20 protein-coding genes are annotated in these 18,375 nt (G+C 42.6%); 14 read left to right on the forward strand and 6 right to left on the reverse strand.

Going from position 1 to position 18,375, the window contains the following annotated elements; all coding sequences use genetic code 11:
* Window positions 1-61: 61 nt before the first annotated feature.
* From IQ283_RS00750 to fumC, 6 genes are all read left to right on the forward strand, one after another.
* Window positions 62-1,123, forward strand: a complete 1,062-nt coding sequence (locus IQ283_RS00750; protein WP_194218266.1) for an FUSC family protein — start codon at window positions 62-64, stop codon at window positions 1,121-1,123.
* On the forward strand, window positions 1,107-1,466 hold the full coding sequence (locus tag IQ283_RS00755) for an SLAP domain-containing protein (protein WP_206759414.1): 360 nt from the start codon (window positions 1,107-1,109) through the stop codon (window positions 1,464-1,466). Before IQ283_RS00750 ends, IQ283_RS00755 begins: the two co-directional genes overlap by 17 nt.
* Before the next feature lie 236 nt (window positions 1,467-1,702).
* On the forward strand, window positions 1,703-2,677 hold the full coding sequence (locus IQ283_RS00760; protein WP_194218268.1) for a TAXI family TRAP transporter solute-binding subunit: 975 nt from the start codon (window positions 1,703-1,705) through the stop codon (window positions 2,675-2,677).
* A gap of 37 nt (window positions 2,678-2,714) precedes the next feature.
* The gene (locus tag IQ283_RS00765; RefSeq protein WP_206759415.1) at window positions 2,715-3,269 is read left to right on the forward strand and encodes a DUF1850 domain-containing protein; all 555 of its coding nucleotides are present in this window, start codon (window positions 2,715-2,717) and stop codon (window positions 3,267-3,269) included.
* 40 nt (window positions 3,270-3,309) lie between these two features.
* Window positions 3,310-5,262, forward strand: a complete 1,953-nt coding sequence (locus IQ283_RS00770; RefSeq protein WP_194219548.1) for a TRAP transporter permease — start codon at window positions 3,310-3,312, stop codon at window positions 5,260-5,262.
* Window positions 5,263-5,454: 192 nt separating this feature from the next.
* Complete coding sequence (gene fumC, locus IQ283_RS00775; protein ID WP_194218270.1) at window positions 5,455-6,843, forward strand: class II fumarate hydratase; 1,389 nt, start codon at window positions 5,455-5,457, stop codon at window positions 6,841-6,843.
* A 413-nt stretch (window positions 6,844-7,256) separates the two neighbouring features.
* Here the strand turns inward: fumC and IQ283_RS00780 are convergent, their stop codons facing one another.
* On the reverse strand, window positions 7,257-7,448 hold the full coding sequence (locus IQ283_RS00780) for a hypothetical protein (protein ID WP_098445502.1): 192 nt from the start codon (window positions 7,446-7,448) through the stop codon (window positions 7,257-7,259).
* Window positions 7,449-7,668: 220 nt separating this feature from the next.
* Here IQ283_RS00780 and IQ283_RS00785 point away from each other — a divergent pair, with 220 nt between their 5' ends.
* Entirely contained in the window at window positions 7,669-8,664 is a 996-nt protein-coding gene (locus tag IQ283_RS00785) for a sigma-70 family RNA polymerase sigma factor (protein WP_194218271.1), read from the forward strand.
* The gene (locus IQ283_RS00790; RefSeq protein ID WP_194218272.1) at window positions 8,657-9,643 is read left to right on the forward strand and encodes a C45 family autoproteolytic acyltransferase/hydolase; all 987 of its coding nucleotides are present in this window, start codon (window positions 8,657-8,659) and stop codon (window positions 9,641-9,643) included. Before IQ283_RS00785 ends, IQ283_RS00790 begins: the two co-directional genes overlap by 8 nt.
* Before the next feature lie 100 nt (window positions 9,644-9,743).
* Here the strand turns inward: IQ283_RS00790 and IQ283_RS00795 are convergent, their stop codons facing one another.
* A complete protein-coding gene (locus IQ283_RS00795; RefSeq protein WP_194218273.1) occupies window positions 9,744-10,091 on the reverse strand; it encodes a general stress protein in 348 nt (115 codons plus the stop codon).
* A gap of 194 nt (window positions 10,092-10,285) precedes the next feature.
* Here IQ283_RS00795 and IQ283_RS00800 point away from each other — a divergent pair, with 194 nt between their 5' ends.
* The gene (locus IQ283_RS00800) at window positions 10,286-10,666 is read left to right on the forward strand and encodes a DUF1499 domain-containing protein (RefSeq protein ID WP_194218274.1); all 381 of its coding nucleotides are present in this window, start codon (window positions 10,286-10,288) and stop codon (window positions 10,664-10,666) included.
* A 37-nt stretch (window positions 10,667-10,703) separates the two neighbouring features.
* On the opposite strand, the gene IQ283_RS00805 is transcribed toward IQ283_RS00800, so the two are convergent.
* Window positions 10,704-11,528: a TerC family protein gene (locus tag IQ283_RS00805; protein WP_194218275.1), complete on the reverse strand. Its 825-nt coding sequence runs from the start codon at window positions 11,526-11,528 to the stop codon at window positions 10,704-10,706.
* Window positions 11,529-11,707: 179 nt separating this feature from the next.
* On the opposite strand from IQ283_RS00805, the gene IQ283_RS00810 reads away from it, so the two are divergent.
* On the forward strand, window positions 11,708-12,229 hold the full coding sequence (locus IQ283_RS00810) for a type 1 glutamine amidotransferase domain-containing protein (protein WP_194218276.1): 522 nt from the start codon (window positions 11,708-11,710) through the stop codon (window positions 12,227-12,229).
* Between the two features lie 44 nt (window positions 12,230-12,273).
* On the opposite strand, the gene IQ283_RS00815 is transcribed toward IQ283_RS00810, so the two are convergent.
* Window positions 12,274-12,822, reverse strand: coding sequence for a beta-class carbonic anhydrase (locus tag IQ283_RS00815; protein WP_194218277.1), 549 nt, complete (start codon window positions 12,820-12,822; stop codon window positions 12,274-12,276).
* A 93-nt stretch (window positions 12,823-12,915) separates the two neighbouring features.
* Between IQ283_RS00815 and IQ283_RS00820 the strand changes: the two genes are divergently transcribed.
* Complete coding sequence (locus tag IQ283_RS00820; RefSeq protein WP_194218278.1) at window positions 12,916-13,212, forward strand: DUF5327 family protein; 297 nt, start codon at window positions 12,916-12,918, stop codon at window positions 13,210-13,212.
* Window positions 13,213-13,250: 38 nt separating this feature from the next.
* Here the strand turns inward: IQ283_RS00820 and IQ283_RS00825 are convergent, their stop codons facing one another.
* Window positions 13,251-13,763: a GNAT family N-acetyltransferase gene (locus IQ283_RS00825; protein WP_194218279.1), complete on the reverse strand. Its 513-nt coding sequence runs from the start codon at window positions 13,761-13,763 to the stop codon at window positions 13,251-13,253.
* A gap of 143 nt (window positions 13,764-13,906) precedes the next feature.
* Here IQ283_RS00825 and IQ283_RS00830 point away from each other — a divergent pair, with 143 nt between their 5' ends.
* From IQ283_RS00830 to IQ283_RS00840, 3 genes are read left to right on the forward strand one after another with little or no spacing between them, the layout of a single operon-like run.
* Entirely contained in the window at window positions 13,907-14,449 is a 543-nt protein-coding gene (locus IQ283_RS00830; RefSeq protein WP_194218280.1) for a TRAP transporter small permease, read from the forward strand.
* Window positions 14,446-15,717, forward strand: coding sequence for a TRAP transporter large permease (locus IQ283_RS00835; RefSeq protein WP_194218281.1), 1,272 nt, complete (start codon window positions 14,446-14,448; stop codon window positions 15,715-15,717). Before IQ283_RS00830 ends, IQ283_RS00835 begins: the two co-directional genes overlap by 4 nt.
* Before the next feature lie 12 nt (window positions 15,718-15,729).
* Window positions 15,730-16,761 carry a DctP family TRAP transporter solute-binding subunit gene (locus IQ283_RS00840; protein ID WP_194218282.1) on the forward strand — a complete coding sequence of 344 codons (1,032 nt, stop codon included), beginning with the start codon at window positions 15,730-15,732 and terminating at the stop codon, window positions 16,759-16,761.
* A gap of 35 nt (window positions 16,762-16,796) precedes the next feature.
* On the opposite strand, the gene IQ283_RS00845 is transcribed toward IQ283_RS00840, so the two are convergent.
* Window positions 16,797-18,254 (reverse strand): aldehyde dehydrogenase family protein, encoded by a 1,458-nt coding sequence (locus IQ283_RS00845; RefSeq protein ID WP_194218283.1) that lies wholly within the window; start codon window positions 18,252-18,254, stop codon window positions 16,797-16,799.
* Window positions 18,255-18,375 lie beyond the last annotated feature (121 nt).

An 18,375-nucleotide genomic window follows, 5' to 3' on the forward strand; every position in this document is an offset into this window, starting at 1 on the left:
ATGGGTTCATGTAAACGAGTAGTGTACGTTATAATGGAGGAATAGAAACGGACTGATTCGTATGATAGATATCAAGCACAAAGTATTTAAATTTGTTGGTGGACGAATTCTTAAGACGGGACTGGCTGCATTTTTGACGGCGTGGATTTGTGATGCGCTCGGCCTTCCTGTTCTCTTTGCTGTGATCACGGCAATTGTAACAGTCGAACCAACGGCATCGGATTCCATCAAAAAGGGTATCGTGCGTTTTCCAGCCGCTGCAATCGGGGCTGGATTTGCCATGCTATTTGAATCCATGCTCCATCAATCACCCTTCACTTATGCGCTAGCCGCAACCTTCACACTTATTGCCTGTCATAAGCTTGGACTTGATGACGGTATGCTTGTTGCAACGCTAACAGCAGTTGCGATGATTCCTGATACATCAGGAGAGTATATGATATCTTTTGTAGGAAGATTGAGTACGACGCTCATTGGGATTGTTGTTTCAACAGCAGTAAACTACTTTGTTATGCCACCGAAATTCCATACTATGATCAATCAAGGTGTAAAGCGACTGTACCGCAACGCCGGTGATTTACTAGATCAAATTATCGCAGATCTTCCGCATGCCAAAAGACAAACACTCGTATATCAGCGCTTAAGTCGTGACCTTGAACGAACATACAAATTAATTGCCTATCAGCGGGAAGAGTGGAAATACCGCAGGCACAGCATTCATGAAGTTCGCACCTTTTCTGTTGTTCTTAAAAAACTGGAATACTTGCAGAAGATCCTTTACCATCTTGGAAATATGCTATTTACCGATACGAAAAATGGCATCGATCCCGAAGATCATCGCATCATTATTGAAGCCGGTCGTTCGATCTCCAAAGCTTTTCATAACCCTTCCACGCAGCTGACACAGGAGCATATCGATAGCATTGAAAAGCTCGATCAGCTATTTCATGATCTTGATGATTCAAGAGATGAAGCGACAGACCCCCGCCATCATTTTACAGGAAAAATGATTGTGATATTTGAGTTGCTTTCCTTGAATGATGTGATTGATGATTTGTCGATTCTAGAAGAAAAAGAGAGTCGGTACATGAACAGAGGTGAAAAACGTGACGCTGATCATTGAAGAAAAGTGGGACCGTACGATAGCTGACAAAGATCGTAAACGAATCCAGGAAATTTATGAAGAGAACCCGATCCAAGAAGGAAAGCTTCAGTTTGTTCCAATTCGAGTAGCTTTTAATCATCGAAATGAACTGCTGGCTTCTGTTTGTATTCTAAATGGTATGGGTGATTGGAAATTAGATGATCGCCTGCTCTCTTATTTTGAAGATAACAACTTAGTGGCAACAGAACGGTTTACCCATAAGTTAACCGTTCCATCTCATTCAGCTGTACCATGGACGTTTATTTTTCCGCCAGAGACGATGATTCGACAAGCTTCTCTCAAGAACTGGAGTATTTCCTGATTATTTTACAAACGAAAACAAATTTTAGGCCACATTTTACTATATTTCGTTTTCATTCGACGTTATTGATCTGAATCGGTAAAGTCGAATGCAAACGAAACGAGTAGAAATGTGGCTTTTTTTGTTTTATAACAGTTTTCCTTTTTGGAGGGTGTTCTAATAACCTGTACCAATTAAAGGAACAATATGATATAGTAAATTTGAAATTTTCTAACTATTAAAGGGGGAGAAGTTGCATGGGAAAGAAAAGAAGACTTAGTTTATTCGTTATTGTACTATCTATAGCGATGGTGCTTGGAGCTTGTGGAGGTTCTGATTCAGACGGAGAAGCAAACGGATCTCCTTCAGAGCTTAGTTTATTAACGGGAGGAACGGGAGGTACGTATTTCCCACTTGGTGGTGAACTCGCAAATATAATTCAAGATGGAACCGATATTGAAAGTGCCAATGCACAGTCATCAGGTGCTTCTGTTGAAAATATGCAAATTCTCCAGGATGGAGATGCAGATATCGCATTTACTCAAACAGATATTGCGGCATACGCAACAAACGGTGAGTTAATGTTTGAAGATGGAAAAGTGGACAACATCCAGGCGATTGGAACACTATATCCTGAAACGATTCAAATCGTAACCCTTCAGGAGAGCGGCATTGCTTCTGTGGATGATTTGAAAGGAAAGAAAGTTTCCGTTGGAGCACCAGGTAGTGGAACATATGCGAATGCGGAGCAAGTGCTAGCTGCTCATGATATTACGATGGAAGACATCGATGCTCAGCATCTTGCATTTGATGAGTCTACTGAAGGGATCCAGGATGGCACAATCGACGCTGCTTTTATTACTTCTGGTACACCGACTGGTGCAGTAGAAGGCTTGTCTGCAGTGAAGCCAGTGAACATTCTTCCAATCGAGCAAGATAAAATTGATAAGCTGATTGAAGAGCACCCGTATTATGCAGAAGATACGGTGAAAAGTGGAACGTACGGTCTTGAAAGTGATGTGAAAACTGTCGCAGTTCTTGCGATGCTTGTAGCTCGTTCAGACCTTGATGAAGATTATGTGTATCAAGTAACGAAAGCGATCTTTGATAACTCTGATAAAATTACGCACGCTAAAGGTGAGTTTATTACAGCTGATACAGCGCTAGAGGGTGTTGGGATTGACCTTCATCCTGGTGCTAAGAAATACTTTGATGAAAAAGGTGTCGAGTAAAGTAGCGAATCTACAAAAAAGGATGTGACGGACGCAGGTGAAAAGCCTGCGTCTTCTTACTATGAAACCTTCCGATTCAACGAAACAATTCATGTACCAAACGACAATTGCGGTTGCCCTTATTTTAGTCGTTTTTCTTTACCCATTTTTTCCTGTAATGGCGCTCGAAAAAGGAGAGTCAGGCAAAGTTCTGGCATATGTTCCTTTTGAGGATGATCCGGCTAACTTCGACATTCGCTATACGCATTCTGTGCACAAAACACCTGTTCAGGAGTCTTATTATGTATCTGAATCTGGTGAGATTGTGCAATACGAACTCTCATACGAGAATTTTGCCATCGGAATGCCTTCAAATGCGGATGCAGGGGAACGATTTGTCCAGGATAAGGATGGATACAAAATTAAAGATATGAACAGGAAATTTCCGTTTATTGATATGAGAACGGGTCAGGTCGTCGCAAATCACGTGCTTCTTGTCCAAGATAAAGAGATTGAATTAAGTCGGATCATTGAGCCTGGTTCATGGCTTCACCTTGAATCAGAAACAATCAGTTTATGGCAGTGGATGAAAGGAGTGAACGTGCTTGAGTGAGAAAGATCAGCCTCCGAAAACGAAGCAAGACAAAGAGCAGATGACAGATGAACAAACGCAGGAATTAATGGCGAAATTCGATCCCGAAGCAGGTCATCGTAGGCTGACAGGTATAATCGGATGGATCTCACTTGCTGGTCTCGTAGGCTTCTCCGTTTTCCAATTATACACAGCTATTTTCGGCGTTTTTACAGCACAGCTTCAGCGATCCATTCATTTAGCGTTCGCGCTCGGACTAATTTTTCTATTATTTCCTGCTTCTAAAAAGAAGCTGCGTAATAAGACAAAAGGGAAGTTTCAAGTTGCCTGGTATGATGGTTTACTAGCCATTATTGGTGTTTACGTTGGGATGTATTGGCCTTTAAATTTCGATGAACTTGTGTATCGGATTGGACGCCTTACAACGCTTGATTTAATTGTAGGGCTTTTAGCTATCCTGCTTGTTCTTGAAGCAACGCGACGGGTGGTAGGGCTTCCGATTACCGTGATTACGTCTATTTTCTTGCTTTACTCTTATTTCGGACCTTATATGCCGGGATTTTTGCAGCATCGTGGATTAAGTATTGATCGCATTATTCGCTCCATGTACTACACGACAGAAGGAATTCTTGGAACGCCGCTTGGGGTGTCTTCCACATTTATTTTCCTTTTCCTCCTCTTCGGAGCTTTTCTCGTCAAAACAGGGGTTGGTCAGTACTTCAATGATCTTGCTCTCGTTATTGCAGGAAAACGGGTTGGAGGACCGGCAAAGGTAGCCATTTTCTCAAGTGCGCTTCAAGGAACCATTAGCGGAAGCTCAGTTGCGAATGTTGTGACCTCGGGTTCATTTACGATTCCAATGATGAAGCGACTTGGGTATCGGAAGGAATTTGCTGGTGGAGTAGAGGCAGCAGCTTCTACAGGTGGTCAGCTTATGCCGCCAATTATGGGCGCAGCGGCGTTTCTAATGGTGGAATTTATCGGTGGTGGCATCACCTACTGGGAAATTGCCAAAGCGGCTGCGATTCCTGCGGTCCTATATTTTACGGGTATTTGGATCATGACTCACTTTGAAGCAAAGCGCATTGGATTAAGAGGTTTGACGGAAGATGAAATGCCAAACCGAAAAGCTGTACTTGCGCGGATCTATCTTCTTTTTCCAATCGCCGCTGTTATCTTCTTCTTAATGTCAGGCACGTCCGTTACGCGTGCAGCTCTTTATGCGATTTTGTCAGCTATTATCGTTGGAGCAATTAATAAGGAAACTCGTATGGGAATCGGCGATTTCATTGATGCCCTCGCGAATGGGGCAAGAACCGCACTTGGAGTGGCGGCTGCAACCGCTGCAGCGGGGATGATCGTAGGTGTAGTTACTCTAACAGGACTTGGGTTAAAGCTTGCGAATAGTCTTGTTTCGCTTTCTGGTGAAAATTTGTTGCTCACCCTTTTCTTTACGATGATTGCCTCCCTTATTCTTGGGATGGGATCTCCAACGACCGCAAACTATGTTATCACGTCAACAATTGCGGCTCCGGCCTTGATTGTATTATCTGTCCCTGAGTTATCGGCGCATATGTTTGTGTTCTATTTCGGTATCGTCGCAGATATTACACCGCCGGTTGCGCTCGCTGCTTTTGCGGCAGCAGGTGTATCGGGAGGTGAGCCACTTCGGACAGGGGTTCAATCAGCTAAGCTCGCGATTGCGGCATTTATCATTCCATACATTTTTGTGCTCTCACCCGAGCTCATGATGATTGATACAACGTGGCAAAGTCTTCTTTGGGTACTTTTCACGTCATTAACGGGAATGATTAGCATCGGCGCAGGTATGATTGGTTATTGGTACCGTCGAACTGTTTTAGTTGAACGGATCGCTGCTGTAGCGGCAGGCGTAATGCTTATTTATCCAGAAGGTTCTACAGATCTCATTGGACTCGGGCTATTTATCACTCTGTTAGCTCTTCAGTTCTTGATCAAGCAGGACGGTGGAAAGAAAGAAGTTGCGAATGCATAAATCGAAAAGTCGCTCCTACTAAGAGGGCGACTTTTTCTATGTAAAAAACGCTAAGATCTGCTGATTCCCGGTAGAAGAAGAGTGTGATATGATGAAAGCGTCGTCATAAAACAAATTCGTTTGAAGAGAAAGGACTTCCCTTCTTTTTATCGAAGTGGAACCTGTTAGCTTATACTCTGAAGGAGGATCACAATGGATTATCGAATTGAACGAGACACAATTGGAGAAATCAAAGTACCAGCAGATAAAATGTGGGGTGCTCAAACTCAACGAAGCAAGCAGAACTTTAAGATCGGTAACGAACAAATGCCGCTTGAGGTTGTGAAGGCATTTGCGATTTTGAAGAAGAGCGCAGCACTTGCAAACCAGCGTCTTGGCAAGCTTGAAGATGAGAAAGCTGAAGCCATTGTGAAAGCAGCGGACGAAGTGATCAATGGCGATCATAATGAACATTTCCCACTTGTTGTGTGGCAGACAGGAAGCGGCACGCAGTCCAACATGAATATGAATGAAGTACTTGCATACCGTGCAAATGAACTTTTACAACAACAAGGAAGCGAAGCACGTGTTCATCCAAATGATGACGTGAATAAGTCCCAATCTTCCAATGATACATTTCCAACAGCACTGCACGTTGCGGCAGTACTTTCTGTTGAGGATCATCTTTATCCAACCCTTATTGAATTAAAAGAAACGCTTTATCAAAAAATGAAGGATAATGAACATATTATTAAAATCGGACGTACTCATCTTCAGGATGCTACGCCACTCACGCTTGGTCAGGAAATTAGCGGCTGGCATCGCATGCTTGTAAAATGCGAAAACATGCTGCTTGAGAGTGTTAAGTATATGAAAGAGCTTGCGATCGGCGGTACGGCGGTTGGAACAGGATTGAACGCACATCCGAAGTTCGGTGATATGGTGGCCGAGGAAATTAGCAAAATGACGGACAAGACGTTCGCATCTGCTGAGAATAAATTCCATGCGCTTACAAGTCATGATGAAGTAGTGCATGTCCATGGCACGTTGAAAGCTCTAGCGGCTGATCTTATGAAAATCGCAAACGATGTGCGCTGGCTTGCAAGTGGACCGCGCTGTGGTATTGGAGAAATTACAATTCCAGCTAACGAGCCAGGAAGCTCGATCATGCCAGGGAAAGTGAACCCTACGCAGAGCGAGGCGCTCACAATGGTAGCGTCCCAAGTGATGGGGAATGACGCAACAATTGGTTTTGCAGCAAGTCAGGGGAACTTTGAGCTGAACGTCTTCAAGCCAGTCATTATTTATAACTTCCTACAGTCTTCTCGCCTGCTAGCGGACGGCATGAAGTCGTTTAATGATAACTGTGCAGTTGGCATTGAGCCAAATGAAGAAGTGATCCAAGATTATTTGAAGAATTCACTTATGCTTGTGACAGCTCTGAACCCACATATCGGTTATGAGAACGCAGCGAAAATTGCGAAGAAAGCCCATGAAAATGGAACAACGCTACGTGAATCTGCCCTTGAGAGCGGTTTGCTCACAGCGGAGCAGTTCGATGATATCGTACGTCCTGAAGATATGATTGCACCAAAAGAATAATAGGAAAAAGCGGGATCTCTGGGATCCCGCTTTTTTGTACGGCGAAAGCAGCCCAAAACCTCCGGCTGTTTCACCCTTTAGATTGAGACAAAAAGCGTCTCATTCTAAAGGCTTCCAACATCCTACGGTTTTAAGCGGGCTGCTTTCGCTTTTCATGTCTAGCTACAGCAGCCCAAATCCTCTGGCTGTTTCACCTTTTAGATTGAGACAAAAAGCGTCTCATTCTAAAAGGTTCCAACATCCTACGGTTTTAAGCGGGCTGCTTTCGCTTTTCATGTCTAGCTACAGTGGCCCAAAACCTCCGGCTGTTTCAGCCTTTAGATTGAGACAAAAAGCGTCTCATTCTAAAGGCTTCCACCATCCTACGGTTTTAAGCGGGCCACTTTCGCTTTTCTTTCAGGAGTGGAAAGCGTTTACACTTTCCGAGGTAAAATGGCCATGATGCCTTTGTAGATCAAGACAAGTGCAAATAGCAGCGCTGCTAGAAAGCCAACAACTTCGAAGACCGGATTAAGACTCTCGAGGAATGAATCTGCCTCAGACAAACGAAGTAATGCAAACCCAGCAATCATAGCGGCTACGAAAAGCAATGTTCGATCCAACATGTCAGCACTCCCTTTGAAAGAAATATTTTTAGTGCCCTACAAATATATGCAGTGTGAGACGAGCGAAGAACTATTTTATTTTGGGGTCTGCCCCCTCTCTGTCCCCCTTTACGTACATTTATTCTCTTCCAACAGACAAAGAGTAAAATTCTTTTCATTTTGTTGACGGAATGAAAGAGTGCGAGACGTCTATATAAGTGAAAGCAGCGAGGTGAGAGTAGTGAAGCAAAAGCTTGTAGAATGGCAGACGGAAGAAGGATTTCGTGATGTGGTAAGCAACTATGCGAATGGACTTTATGCGGTCGCTTATAGTGTTCTTGGGGACTATCATCTTGCACAGGATGTTGCGCAGGATGCGTTTATTAAGGCCTATTTGAAGCGAAACACGTTGGAAAGTCCTGAGAAGGTGGGGAGCTGGCTAACAAGTATCGCTCGAAATTTGAGTCTGGATATGAAGAGGAAACGAAAACGAATGGTTCAACTACTGGAGCATTCATTTCATGAGAAGACACTTGCAAATATGCTTGAAAAGAAAGAGACAGAGACAAGCGATTTGGTTTGGCATGCGCTGAATGAATTAAATGAAGATATTCGTACCCCTGTCGTTCTTTACTATATGGGTGGCTATTCGATGGGGGAAATTGCTTCGATGTTAGAACGCTCCACCTCTGCAATTGAAAGTTGTATTCGAAGAGCTAGATCAAAAATGAAAAAGGAGCTGTTTGAAATGGTTGAAAAGAATATGAGCGAGCAAAACGTTGGGGAAGAATTTGAGCGAAAAGTGTTTAAGGAAATACGTCTCCGTAAGGCGCTTTTCGATCAAGTTGAATTAACGAACGCAAACTTCATGAATTCGAACTTAGCACAATCAATCTTTTCTGACGCTTATATGGTAGAAGCGACCTTTACAAATATGAATATGAGCGGTATTTCTTTCCGAGATATTGACCTTAGCGATCTTAAAATCGAAGATGCACAAATGGGAGGGGCTGTTTTTCGTAATATCGGATTACCCCCTGAAGATCACTTTGCGGCAGGAAGAAGAGAGGAGCACATGCCAATTCTTTTCGAAAACTGTGATCTGCATGGGAGTACGATAACAGATTGTAACTTAAAAAATGTGAAGATCGAGAAATCTGAGGTAGAAGGTATGACAATTGATGGGATTTCGGTGGAAGAGCTGTTGAAGGTTTATGAGGAGAAGAAGAGTGAGTGAGCTTAGTGTGTCGATTGAGCAATATCGCGGACCCTCAGTTGAGATCGGATATGGGCTTGGATCACATGAACAAATGGAAGTAGTACAGGAGCTGTGTGAGAATTTTGTTCAACCGATAAATTTAGAAGAAACCGAACAGGTTTATCAACGCTTCGCTCCGCATCTGCTAGATGAGATAATGGGGATAAGTATAGCATTAATGATCTCTCCTCATAAGGCGCTCTCTCTTTTTAGTGGATATGATCTTCCTATACTAGAAGGGTTGGGCTGTACGGCTGTGATGACGAATCACGGTTATGTAAGAAATTATGATTTTGGTCCCGCTTTTTATGATGGAAGGTTGATCTTAAGACAGCCAGAAGAGAGCTATGCTACGTGTGGTCACAGCTTATTCGGCATTGGTCTGCATGATGGGATGAATGAACATGGGCTTACGGCTGGGCTCCATTTTGTATCTACTCATTTTCATCAAAAAGGACTAATGGCGGGGATCGTTGTAAGAATGGTGTTGGATACCTGTCGAACGATTGAAGATGCCATTTCGTTATTAAAAGTTTTGCCTCATGCGGACGAGTATAATTATTCTCTAACAGATGCATTTGGTAAATCAGCCATTGTCGAAATTGGGCCGTTTGGTAGCGAGGTAAGATGTGGAGAAACGCTTTATTGCACAAATCATTTTCAAGTGTCTAACAAACCACAGACCACTGAAAATTCCCTTCAACGGTTAGCGTATTTAGAAAAACATCCTAACGTAGAGGTTAGTGAATGGTTTGATGAATTTAGAAATCCAGCATCTCCATTATTTTTTAGAGAATATGAAAATCTATTTGGTACGCTTCACACCGTAATGATGAATCCGAAGGAATGCTTATTCAAAACGGTGATAGCGGGAAGTGATGAAGTAATGACGATTTACTTTAAGGATTGGGTTAATGGAAGTGCAGTAAGCAAACGTGAGCTAATTGCAGACCTTTAAACAGCGGGGGTCAGACCCGAGCGACCCGCTGCTTTACTGCGTAAAAGAGCCGTTGATCTCAACTGAGATCAACGGCTCTTTCTATATCAATCATTACTTCTTACTTCCACTCTTTCACTTTATCAGTGTCTGTTACAAATAAGAAAATCTTACCTTTGTCCATTTCCTCTTCATAGCGTTCAGATTCATCTTTGGAAAAGCCGATTTCCTGCATTTTGGTGCGCAGTTCGTCGCCTTTTTTACTAAAGACATTTTTCAAGCTGCTGAGACCCATTTCCTTTTTGCCGATTGTATTCGCATCAACGCTATCTGCCACACGCTCTGTGCGATCATCGTCATGGGAAAGCACGTAAATATCATCGTTAGCTACACCGATGTTTTCTAGCTCTTCAATGTCGCTTTTTAATTTCTCATCATTTTGGTATTCGCGTACTACTGGTCTACTCACAATATTGCCTCCTTCAAAGATTGTTCTGCTTTTTTGATCTCACATGTACTATACACGCTCAGAAAAAGTTCTAAACGAGAAATTTGCACATCAATGTGCTGCGTGATTATAGCAATGTAAGGCATAATAAGTTCAAAAGGTAGTGTGATAGGGTATAGAAAGATTAGAACAATCCAAAACAGGAGGCGATCGAAATGAGTTCAGAACAATTAGGCGTAAAAGAAGGGAAGCTTGCTCCGTGTCCAGATAAACCAAATTGTGTGTCAAGTCAAAGTACGGATGAGAAGCATGGGATGAAGCCGATTCCATTCAATGGGACGGCAGAGGAAGCAATCGCAAAAATAAAAACTATCCTAACCAATCGAAAGCGAACAGAAATTGTTGAAGAGAGGAAAGACTACATAAGAGCGGAGGAGAAATCAAAGCTGTTTAAATTTGTCGATGATATTGAGTTTTACATTGATACAGCAAATGAGAGCATTCACTTTCGTTCTGCTTCACGAACTGGATATTCAGATATGGGAGTTAATAAGAAGCGAATGAATGAAGTTAAAGAAGAATTTCAGAAAGCATAAAACAACAGGTGCCTATGCGGCACCTGTTGTTGATTTATCAGAAGTCATTCGCTTCCTCATTTTCTTCTTCTAGCGTATCTTCATTCTCATCTTCTCGGTCATCTTCTTCTCGTTCTGAAGAAAGGAACCAGCCTCCTAGTGCAATCGCAACAAGAACGCCCCAGAATGTGATTTTCCATGCGGGTTCTTTCGGGAAATCCTCAGCAAGAATGCCGAGGTTTGGATGAGCGAGCGTATAAATCGCAAGCTTTACCCCTACCCATCCAACAATCACGAAAGCAGCGGTTTCTAAACCTGGCTTACGGTGCAAAAGCTTCACAAAGTAATTAGCAGCGAAACGCATAATGATTAGCCCGACAATTCCACCGGTTAGAATAACGAGAAATTGTCCACCATCCATACCTCCAATTTTTGGTAGCGTTGTATGAGGTAGCGTTAGAGCTAACGCTACAGCAGCTAGAATGGAGTCCACGGCAAATGCGATATCAGCAAGCTCCACTTTTAAAACCGTCGTCCAAAAACCAGGTCCCTCCTCGGACTTTTGATTTTCCTTGTTCTTCTCTTTTCGATCGCTGAGTAAAAATTTTTTCACGATGTGATTTAAACTGAGAAACAAAAGATAAATCGCTCCAATGGCTTGAACTTGCCAAATATCAACGAGAAAGGAAATGATGAAGAGAGAACCGAAGCGGAAAACAAATGCTCCTCCAAGGCCATAAAACAATGCTTTTTTACGTTTTTGTGGGTCAAGATGCTTCACCATTATGGCCATGACAAGGGCGTTATCTGCTGCCAGCACACCTTCAAGACCGATCAGAACAATGAGCACCCACCCGTATTCCAGTAAAAGACCAACATCCATGGTTATCTCTCCTTTACCTTCTCATTAGTATTCCCAGTTGGACAGTCCCATACTAGAAAATACATGCTTTAAAAGGTAGATCTATCCTATATACGATTTCACTCGGAAAATCCTTTGAAATCTTTTATCGTTTTGAAATGATGCCAAAATGGTATAAGGTAAAGAGTGGAGGTGGAAACATGCGTTTAGAAAATAAAAAAGTAATCAGTCTTGTTCATCATGAATTTGAAGATTTGGAGCTTACTTACCCGTACTATCGTTTAATTGAAGAAGGGGCAACGGTACATTACGTTGGTGAGAAAGCAGGAGAGAAGTATATTGGTAAATATGGTGTTCCCGTGGTTGCCGATTATGCTTATGAAGATATTAATCCTGCCGATTACGACGCGATCCTTGTTCCTGGTGGATGGGCGCCTGATAAGATTCGCCGTTTCCCTGAAGTGTTGAAAATGGTTCAGCATATGGAAGAAAATAAGAAGCCAATCGGCCAGATTTGTCATGCTGGTTGGGTATTAATTTCTGCAAAAGTACTAGAAGGAAAGAAAGTGACAAGTACGCCAGGCATTCGTGATGATATGGAGAATGCCGGTGCGACTTGGATTGATGAGCCCGTTGTTGTTGACGGACATCTTGTATCTGCGCGTCGCCCGCCAGATCTTCCACAGTACGGAAAAGCCTTTGCTGATATTTTAGCGAAATAATCTTTAAAAAAGCGCGCTCCTCATTGAGGAGCGCGCTTTTACCATTATTCTGTTACGCGATCTAGTTTTCCAGTTGCAGGGTCAATCACAAGCCCGTGAACAGGAAGATCCTTTGGAAGAAGCGGATGATTCTCAATCATTGATACGCTACCGCGCACGCCATCTTGAACCGTTGTAAATCCTTGTAGCCATGAGTGAAGGTCAATCCCTACGTGCTTCATGGAAGAAACAACTTCTTTAGTTACACTGTCTTCCATTTTATGTAGCAACGCATCAGGATCTACTTTCCCCATGCCACAGTCATGATGCCCAATAACCCAAACTTCTTCCGCCTGAAGTTCATAAACGGCTACAAGAATACTGCGCATAATACTGCCAAATGGGTGACTCACGACAGCACCGGCATTTTTAACGATTTTCACATCACCGTTTTTAAGATTCATCGCGCGTGGAAGAAGCTCTACAAGACGCGTGTCCATGCAAGAAAGGATCACGATTTTTTTATCGGGAAGACCTGTTGTTTCATAAGGGACATACTCTTTATTAGCGACAAATTCCTCATTAAATTTTAATACTTCATGAAGGGTATCCATAATATTATCTCCTTGTCCTTTTAATTTTTTTCATTTGGCATGCAGTTTGGTACACTAGTGATAAAGATCCTTCACTTAAAGGAGTTTATCGATATGAAAGATATACCAATTGATCAGCTGGTTCAACAAATGAATGCACGAATGAAACAGCTCACATACAATGTGGAAGAAAATGATGCAGATGTCGATGGCATTCGAGAAGAGCTGATCGCCATTAAAACTTATTGTGACATGCTGCTACAAGCATCGGGAAGTCATAGGTCTAAGCCTGCCGCCACCGCTTTAGTTAAACCGCTTCAGCAGCAAGCTGCCGCACCAGTTCAACAGTCACTTTCATCAAAGCCGATGAAGGACGATGATGCGAACGAGGACTCGATTTTTGATTTTTAAGCGAAGCCGCCAAAGAGCGGCTTTTTTGTTTGCCGTTTTTAGACGCCGAACGCCTTCGGATAAACAACTTCTCCGCTAACATCTTTTAGCGCGTCTTTCTTAAGTTCTTTTACCATGAATGCTTCTCCTGCATCAAATGGACCAGAAATGTTCTGTTCAGAAGCAGGGACGAATCCGAATCGTGGATAATAGTCTTGGTGGCCAAGCACGACTACGTGACGATATCCAAGCGAAGTCGCTCTCATCATGCCATCTTTGATCAGCATGCTCCCAACTCCTTCTCCTTGTAATTCGGGAACGACTGCGACAGGAGCAAGGGCTAGAGACGTGAGCTTTTCTTTTTCTGTTGAAATGGTGATTTCACTAAAAAGGATGTAACCAACCGGATCCCGTCGATTATGTAGCGCGACAAGCGAAAGCTCAGGTACAAAGTGGCGAGACTCCCGAATCCTACTGACTAGCTTAACCTCATCTTCTCCACCAAATGCTTTTTGTAATATGGTTGAGATGTCCTCATGATCTTGTAACTTTTCTTCACGAACTTCAATCATGTTTCCATCTCCTTTTCTCTATCTTATTTTTTCAAAAATGAAAATAAAAAGCAACAATATTGCAAGAGATGTTTACTAGCATTGTGATAGGGAATTATCACCAATATTGGATAGGATTTGTATAAAAGAGGGGGCCAGAAGATATGTTTCAGAAAGTGAACCGAGTTCTGGGAAAAGCCGAACAGGCCATCCTTAGCTACTCGGTTATTTTTATGACATTGATTCTTGTGGGAAACGTGATTAGTCGCACTGTTTTTCAAGCGAGCTGGACGTTTGCTGAAGAAACAGGACAGTTTTTTATAATTATTGTAACATTTATCGGTGTCAGCTATGCAGCGAGAAAGGGAAGGCACCTGAGGATGTCTGCCTTATTTGAGCTGTTGCCGAAAAAAGGTCAAAAAGTTCTTACCTTAGTAATAACGTTACTTACATCACTTACATTATTTTATTTAACCTATATCGCTTTCGAATATGTATGGACGGTACATGAACTAGAGCGCGTAACACCAGCGCTAAGAGTTCCCGTTTATTTAGTAGCAGCATTTATTCCAATCGGCTTCTTCTTTGGTGGATTGCAATACCTACATCAGTTTGTCCTTAACATGAAGCATGAAGAGATTATTCTAGCAACAGAAAAGGAAGAAGAATTTCAAAGTGAACTAGAGGAGAGAGGTGACGGCGTATGATATGGGTGATGTTACTCATCATGTTTATTCTGTTATTCATGGGATTCCCAATGAAGATACCAATGATTGTTGCACCGATTGTGCTCCTCATCGTCTATTTTCCAGACCTCGATCCGATGGTGTTAACTCAACAGTACTTTAGCGGTGTTCAGCCGTTCGTGTTACTTGCTGTTCCGATGTTTATTTTTGCTGCCGATATTATGTCAGTTGGAACGACGGCTAATCGTCTTCTTGAATTTGTTGGTCGATTTATTGGTCACGTTAAAGGTGGCTATGCGATTACAACGGCTGCGACGTGCACGCTGTTTGGTTCCATATCAGGTTCTACGCAAGCAACGGTTGTAGCGGTCGGGAAACCGATGCATCAGAAACTTCTTCAATCAGGCTATAAAAATTCACAAGCGATTCCACTTATCATTAATGCGAGTGATGTCGCCTTGCTCGTACCACCCAGTATAGGCATGATTATGTATGCCGTTGTAACGGGAACCTCGGTTGGAGAACTTTTCATAGCTGGTATTTTACCAGGTGTGATCATCTTTCTTTTTTTTGCCGTCTATAGTTACATACTCGCACGAAGAAAAGGAATTGAAGGACAAGAGAAAGCGACTTGGAATGAACGTCTACAGGCAACAAGAAGAGCGCTTCTTCCATTAGGATTTCCGGTCATCATTGTCGGTGGTATTTATAGCGGCTTTTTCAGTCCAACGGAAGCAGCTGCAGTAAGTGTTTTATATGCGGTGGTTTTGGAAGTTTTTATCTATAAAAAAATCAAAATTACCGAACTACCGAAAATTGCAGAATCAACAGGTGTTGTAACGGCTGCAGTCTTTATACTCGTAGCTGCTGGTACCGCACTTTCCTGGGTGCTTTCTTATGCGAAATTGCCACAAGAGCTTACCAACGCTGTATTAGGAACAGACCCAACAGCGATTAAGGTGCTGCTAATTGTCGCCCTCTTTTTCTTTATTGGGTGTATGTTTGTTGACCCTCTAGTCGTCATTATTATCTTAACACCGATATTCTACCCTGTTGCGATGGATGCTGGTATTGATCCGATTGTACTAGGGGTTCTCATCACTCTTCAGGCGGCTATAGGATCGGCAACACCACCATTTGGAGTTGATATTTTTACGGCTGTTGCAGTGTTTAAGCGCCCTTATCTTGAGATTATTCGGGGCTCTGGCCCGTATCTGTTAATGCTACTAGCAATCTCATTACTATTCATCTTTTTCCCAGAAATCATTACGTTCTATCGGTATTTATAAAGGAGGGACAACATGAAGAATAGGCTCTGGCTTATTCCGGCTCTTTTGCTCGTTATTGCGGGCTGTTCCCAAGTTACAGAAGGGAAAGAAGCCGAATATATTTTTAGATTTGCTCATGAAGAATCACCTTCAAGTGTGCAGGCAGACTACGTAAAGGAATTTGCTGACAAATTAGAGAAAAAATCTAACGGTCGAATTAAAGTTGAAAGGTATCCGATCGGACAGCTTGGCAATGCCACAGAACAAGCCGAGCTTCTTCAAATTGGAGCTATTGACTTTGCGATTGTTTCCCCGGGAAATACAGGGACGATCGTACCTGAAAACCAGTTATTCTCTCTACACTTCTTATTTTCAGATGAGATGAATGTGAACAAGCAGGTGTTAAATGAAAGCGACGCGCTGTATGAAGACCTAAATAGCCTCTATCTAGAGAAAAACATAAAAGTTCTCGATTATTGGACAGAAGGATTTATGAATTGGACAAGCAATCAGGAGCTCGCGGTGCCGACTGATTTCAATGGATTTAAAATGCGCACCATGCCATCTCCGCTTATTGTCGCAGCATATGAAGCTTATGGCGCTAATCCAACGCCGGTACCATATATGGAAGTTTACAGCGGGTTACAGTTGAATATGATTGATGGACAGGAAAATCCGATGTTTGCAATTGAAGAAATGAATTTCTATGAAGTGCAAAAATACTTAACGCTTTCGAAACACGGTTTATACATTACCACAACAGCTGTTAACCCTGACTTTTATGAAAGTCTTCCGAATGATATTCAACATATCGTTGATGAAACAACGGCAGAGATGCAGGCGCGTTCATTTGCCATTCAAAACGAGTTCAATCAGTCAGCACTGGATCACATTAAGTCAGATAGTGATATTAACGTTGCAGAATTAAACGAGGAAGAGCGCCAGAAATTTGAAGAGCAAAGTCAGGAAGTAAGAGAGTACTATAAGCGTCTTGTTGGGGAAGAAGGTGCAAAAATACTTGATAAATTAGAAAAAGATATCCAAAAAGCAGAGAAAAACCAATAAAAAAGCCCTCGAACGAATCGAGGGCTTTCATATGCTTATTGGAAAAATGGATATTGACGGCGTTCTTGCTGAACGGAAATCCATTTAACAGTTGTGAATTTATCGAGTGCCCATTCACCACCGAAGCGGCCAAGTCCTGACTCTTTTTCACCACCGAATGCCATATGTGCTTCATCGTTCACCGGCTGGTCGTTAATGTGGACCATGCCCGTTTCGATTTGTTGCGCAACCTGAACACCGCGGTTTAAGTCGCGAGAGTGAACAGAGCCACTAAGACCGTAAGGAGAGCCATTTGCAATTTCGATCGCTTCGTCTACTGTGCTAAATTTAATGATTGGCGCAACTGCACCGAAAATTTCATCTTTTGCAATCGGCATGTCATTTGTTACGTTTGTTAAAATAACCGGATGCATCACGTTACCTTTCACTTCGCCACCAAGAATTTTCTCAGCGCCCTGTTCAAGAGAAGCGTTAAGTGACTCTTGAATGCGTTCAACTGCGTCATTGTTGATGAGTGGGCCAACAGCTGTTTTCGCGTCAGAAGGGTCGCCTACTTGAAGTGAAGCTACTTTTTCTTTGAAGGTTTCAACGAATTTGTCGTGAATGCTTTCATGCACGATAATGCGGTTGATCGCCATACAAATTTGACCCTGATGCAAGAATTTACCGAACGCCGCTGATTCAGCTGCCTGATCGATATCTGCATCATCAAGAACGATAAACACGTTGTTACCGCCGAGCTCTAGCGCTGTTTCTTTAATGTTCTTACCTGCAAGCTCACCGATATGTTGTCCAACTTCGGTTGAACCTGTGAAGGAAATCAACTTCGGAATTGGGTGTGTGACGAACGCATCGCCGATTTCAGAACCACGTCCCGCTACGACGTTTAGTACGCCTTTCGGAAGTCCTGCTTCTTCAAATAGTTCAGCAATTAAGAACCCAGCAGTTACTGGCGTTTCAGATGCTGGTTTTAGAACAACCGTGTTACCTGTTGCGATCGCTGGTGCAACAGATCGCATGGAAAGGTGAAGCGGGAAGTTCCACGGTCCAATGACACCGATGACGCCTTTTGCGCTTTTATATATGCGGTTTTCTTTACCTGGCGTATCTGAAGGCGCGATTTGTCCCTTCATACGATATGGGAACGATGCAGACTCTTTTACAACGCGAGTGGCCGCTGCCCATTCAACATTTGCTTTGATTTTCGTGCTCCCGGATTCTTTCACAAGCCAATCAATTATTTCTTCTTTTCTTTCTGTCATAAGCGCCGCTACTTTATCAAGAATTTGTTGGCGCTTGCCTGGTGTTGTCTGTGCCCATGATTTTTGTGCTTCTTTTGCCGTTTTGTAAGCTTTATCAAGATCATCTTCAGATGCTGAATTTAATGTAAAAATTTCCTCGCCGGAAAATGGATTATAATTTGTTACAGTTTTGTCACTAGAACCCTTAACCCATTCACCGTTAATATATTGCTTTGTATATGTGTTAGCCATGAGTCATCCTCCTTTAGTGTACGTTAGAGAAGGTTCCCGAATGCTTAAAGGATTAAACATACTAGCGCATAAGAATGTTTTTCCAACATAAAAAAGGCAGGGAGGGACAAATTGATAGTAA

The sequence above is a fragment of the Pseudalkalibacillus hwajinpoensis genome, assembly GCF_015234585.1.
Classification (GTDB): domain Bacteria; phylum Bacillota; class Bacilli; order Bacillales; family Guptibacillaceae; genus Guptibacillus; species Guptibacillus hwajinpoensis_B.

What these genes read in the sequence shown, in the direction of transcription:
- IQ283_RS00770 (WP_194219548.1), top strand. Translation starts at nt 3,310, where the DNA reads ATGACAGATGAACAAACGCAGGAATTAATGGCGAAATTCGATCCCGAA.
- IQ283_RS00800 (WP_194218274.1), top strand. Translation starts at nt 10,286, where the DNA reads ATGAGTTCAGAACAATTAGGCGTAAAAGAAGGGAAGCTTGCTCCGTGT.
- IQ283_RS00780 (WP_098445502.1), bottom strand. Translation starts at nt 7,448, where the DNA reads ATGTTGGATCGAACATTGCTTTTCGTAGCCGCTATGATTGCTGGGTTT.
- IQ283_RS00815 (WP_194218277.1), bottom strand. Translation starts at nt 12,822, where the DNA reads ATGGATACCCTTCATGAAGTATTAAAATTTAATGAGGAATTTGTCGCT.
- IQ283_RS00760 (WP_194218268.1), top strand. Translation starts at nt 1,703, where the DNA reads ATGGGAAAGAAAAGAAGACTTAGTTTATTCGTTATTGTACTATCTATA.
- IQ283_RS00845 (WP_194218283.1), bottom strand. Translation starts at nt 18,254, where the DNA reads ATGGCTAACACATATACAAAGCAATATATTAACGGTGAATGGGTTAAG.
- IQ283_RS00820 (WP_194218278.1), top strand. Translation starts at nt 12,916, where the DNA reads ATGAAAGATATACCAATTGATCAGCTGGTTCAACAAATGAATGCACGA.
- IQ283_RS00825 (WP_194218279.1), bottom strand. Translation starts at nt 13,763, where the DNA reads ATGATTGAAGTTCGTGAAGAAAAGTTACAAGATCATGAGGACATCTCA.
- fumC (WP_194218270.1), top strand. Translation starts at nt 5,455, where the DNA reads ATGGATTATCGAATTGAACGAGACACAATTGGAGAAATCAAAGTACCA.
- IQ283_RS00750 (WP_194218266.1), top strand. Translation starts at nt 62, where the DNA reads ATGATAGATATCAAGCACAAAGTATTTAAATTTGTTGGTGGACGAATT.
- IQ283_RS00840 (WP_194218282.1), top strand. Translation starts at nt 15,730, where the DNA reads ATGAAGAATAGGCTCTGGCTTATTCCGGCTCTTTTGCTCGTTATTGCG.
- IQ283_RS00805 (WP_194218275.1), bottom strand. Translation starts at nt 11,528, where the DNA reads ATGGATGTTGGTCTTTTACTGGAATACGGGTGGGTGCTCATTGTTCTG.
- IQ283_RS00810 (WP_194218276.1), top strand. Translation starts at nt 11,708, where the DNA reads ATGCGTTTAGAAAATAAAAAAGTAATCAGTCTTGTTCATCATGAATTT.
- IQ283_RS00830 (WP_194218280.1), top strand. Translation starts at nt 13,907, where the DNA reads ATGTTTCAGAAAGTGAACCGAGTTCTGGGAAAAGCCGAACAGGCCATC.
- IQ283_RS00835 (WP_194218281.1), top strand. Translation starts at nt 14,446, where the DNA reads ATGATATGGGTGATGTTACTCATCATGTTTATTCTGTTATTCATGGGA.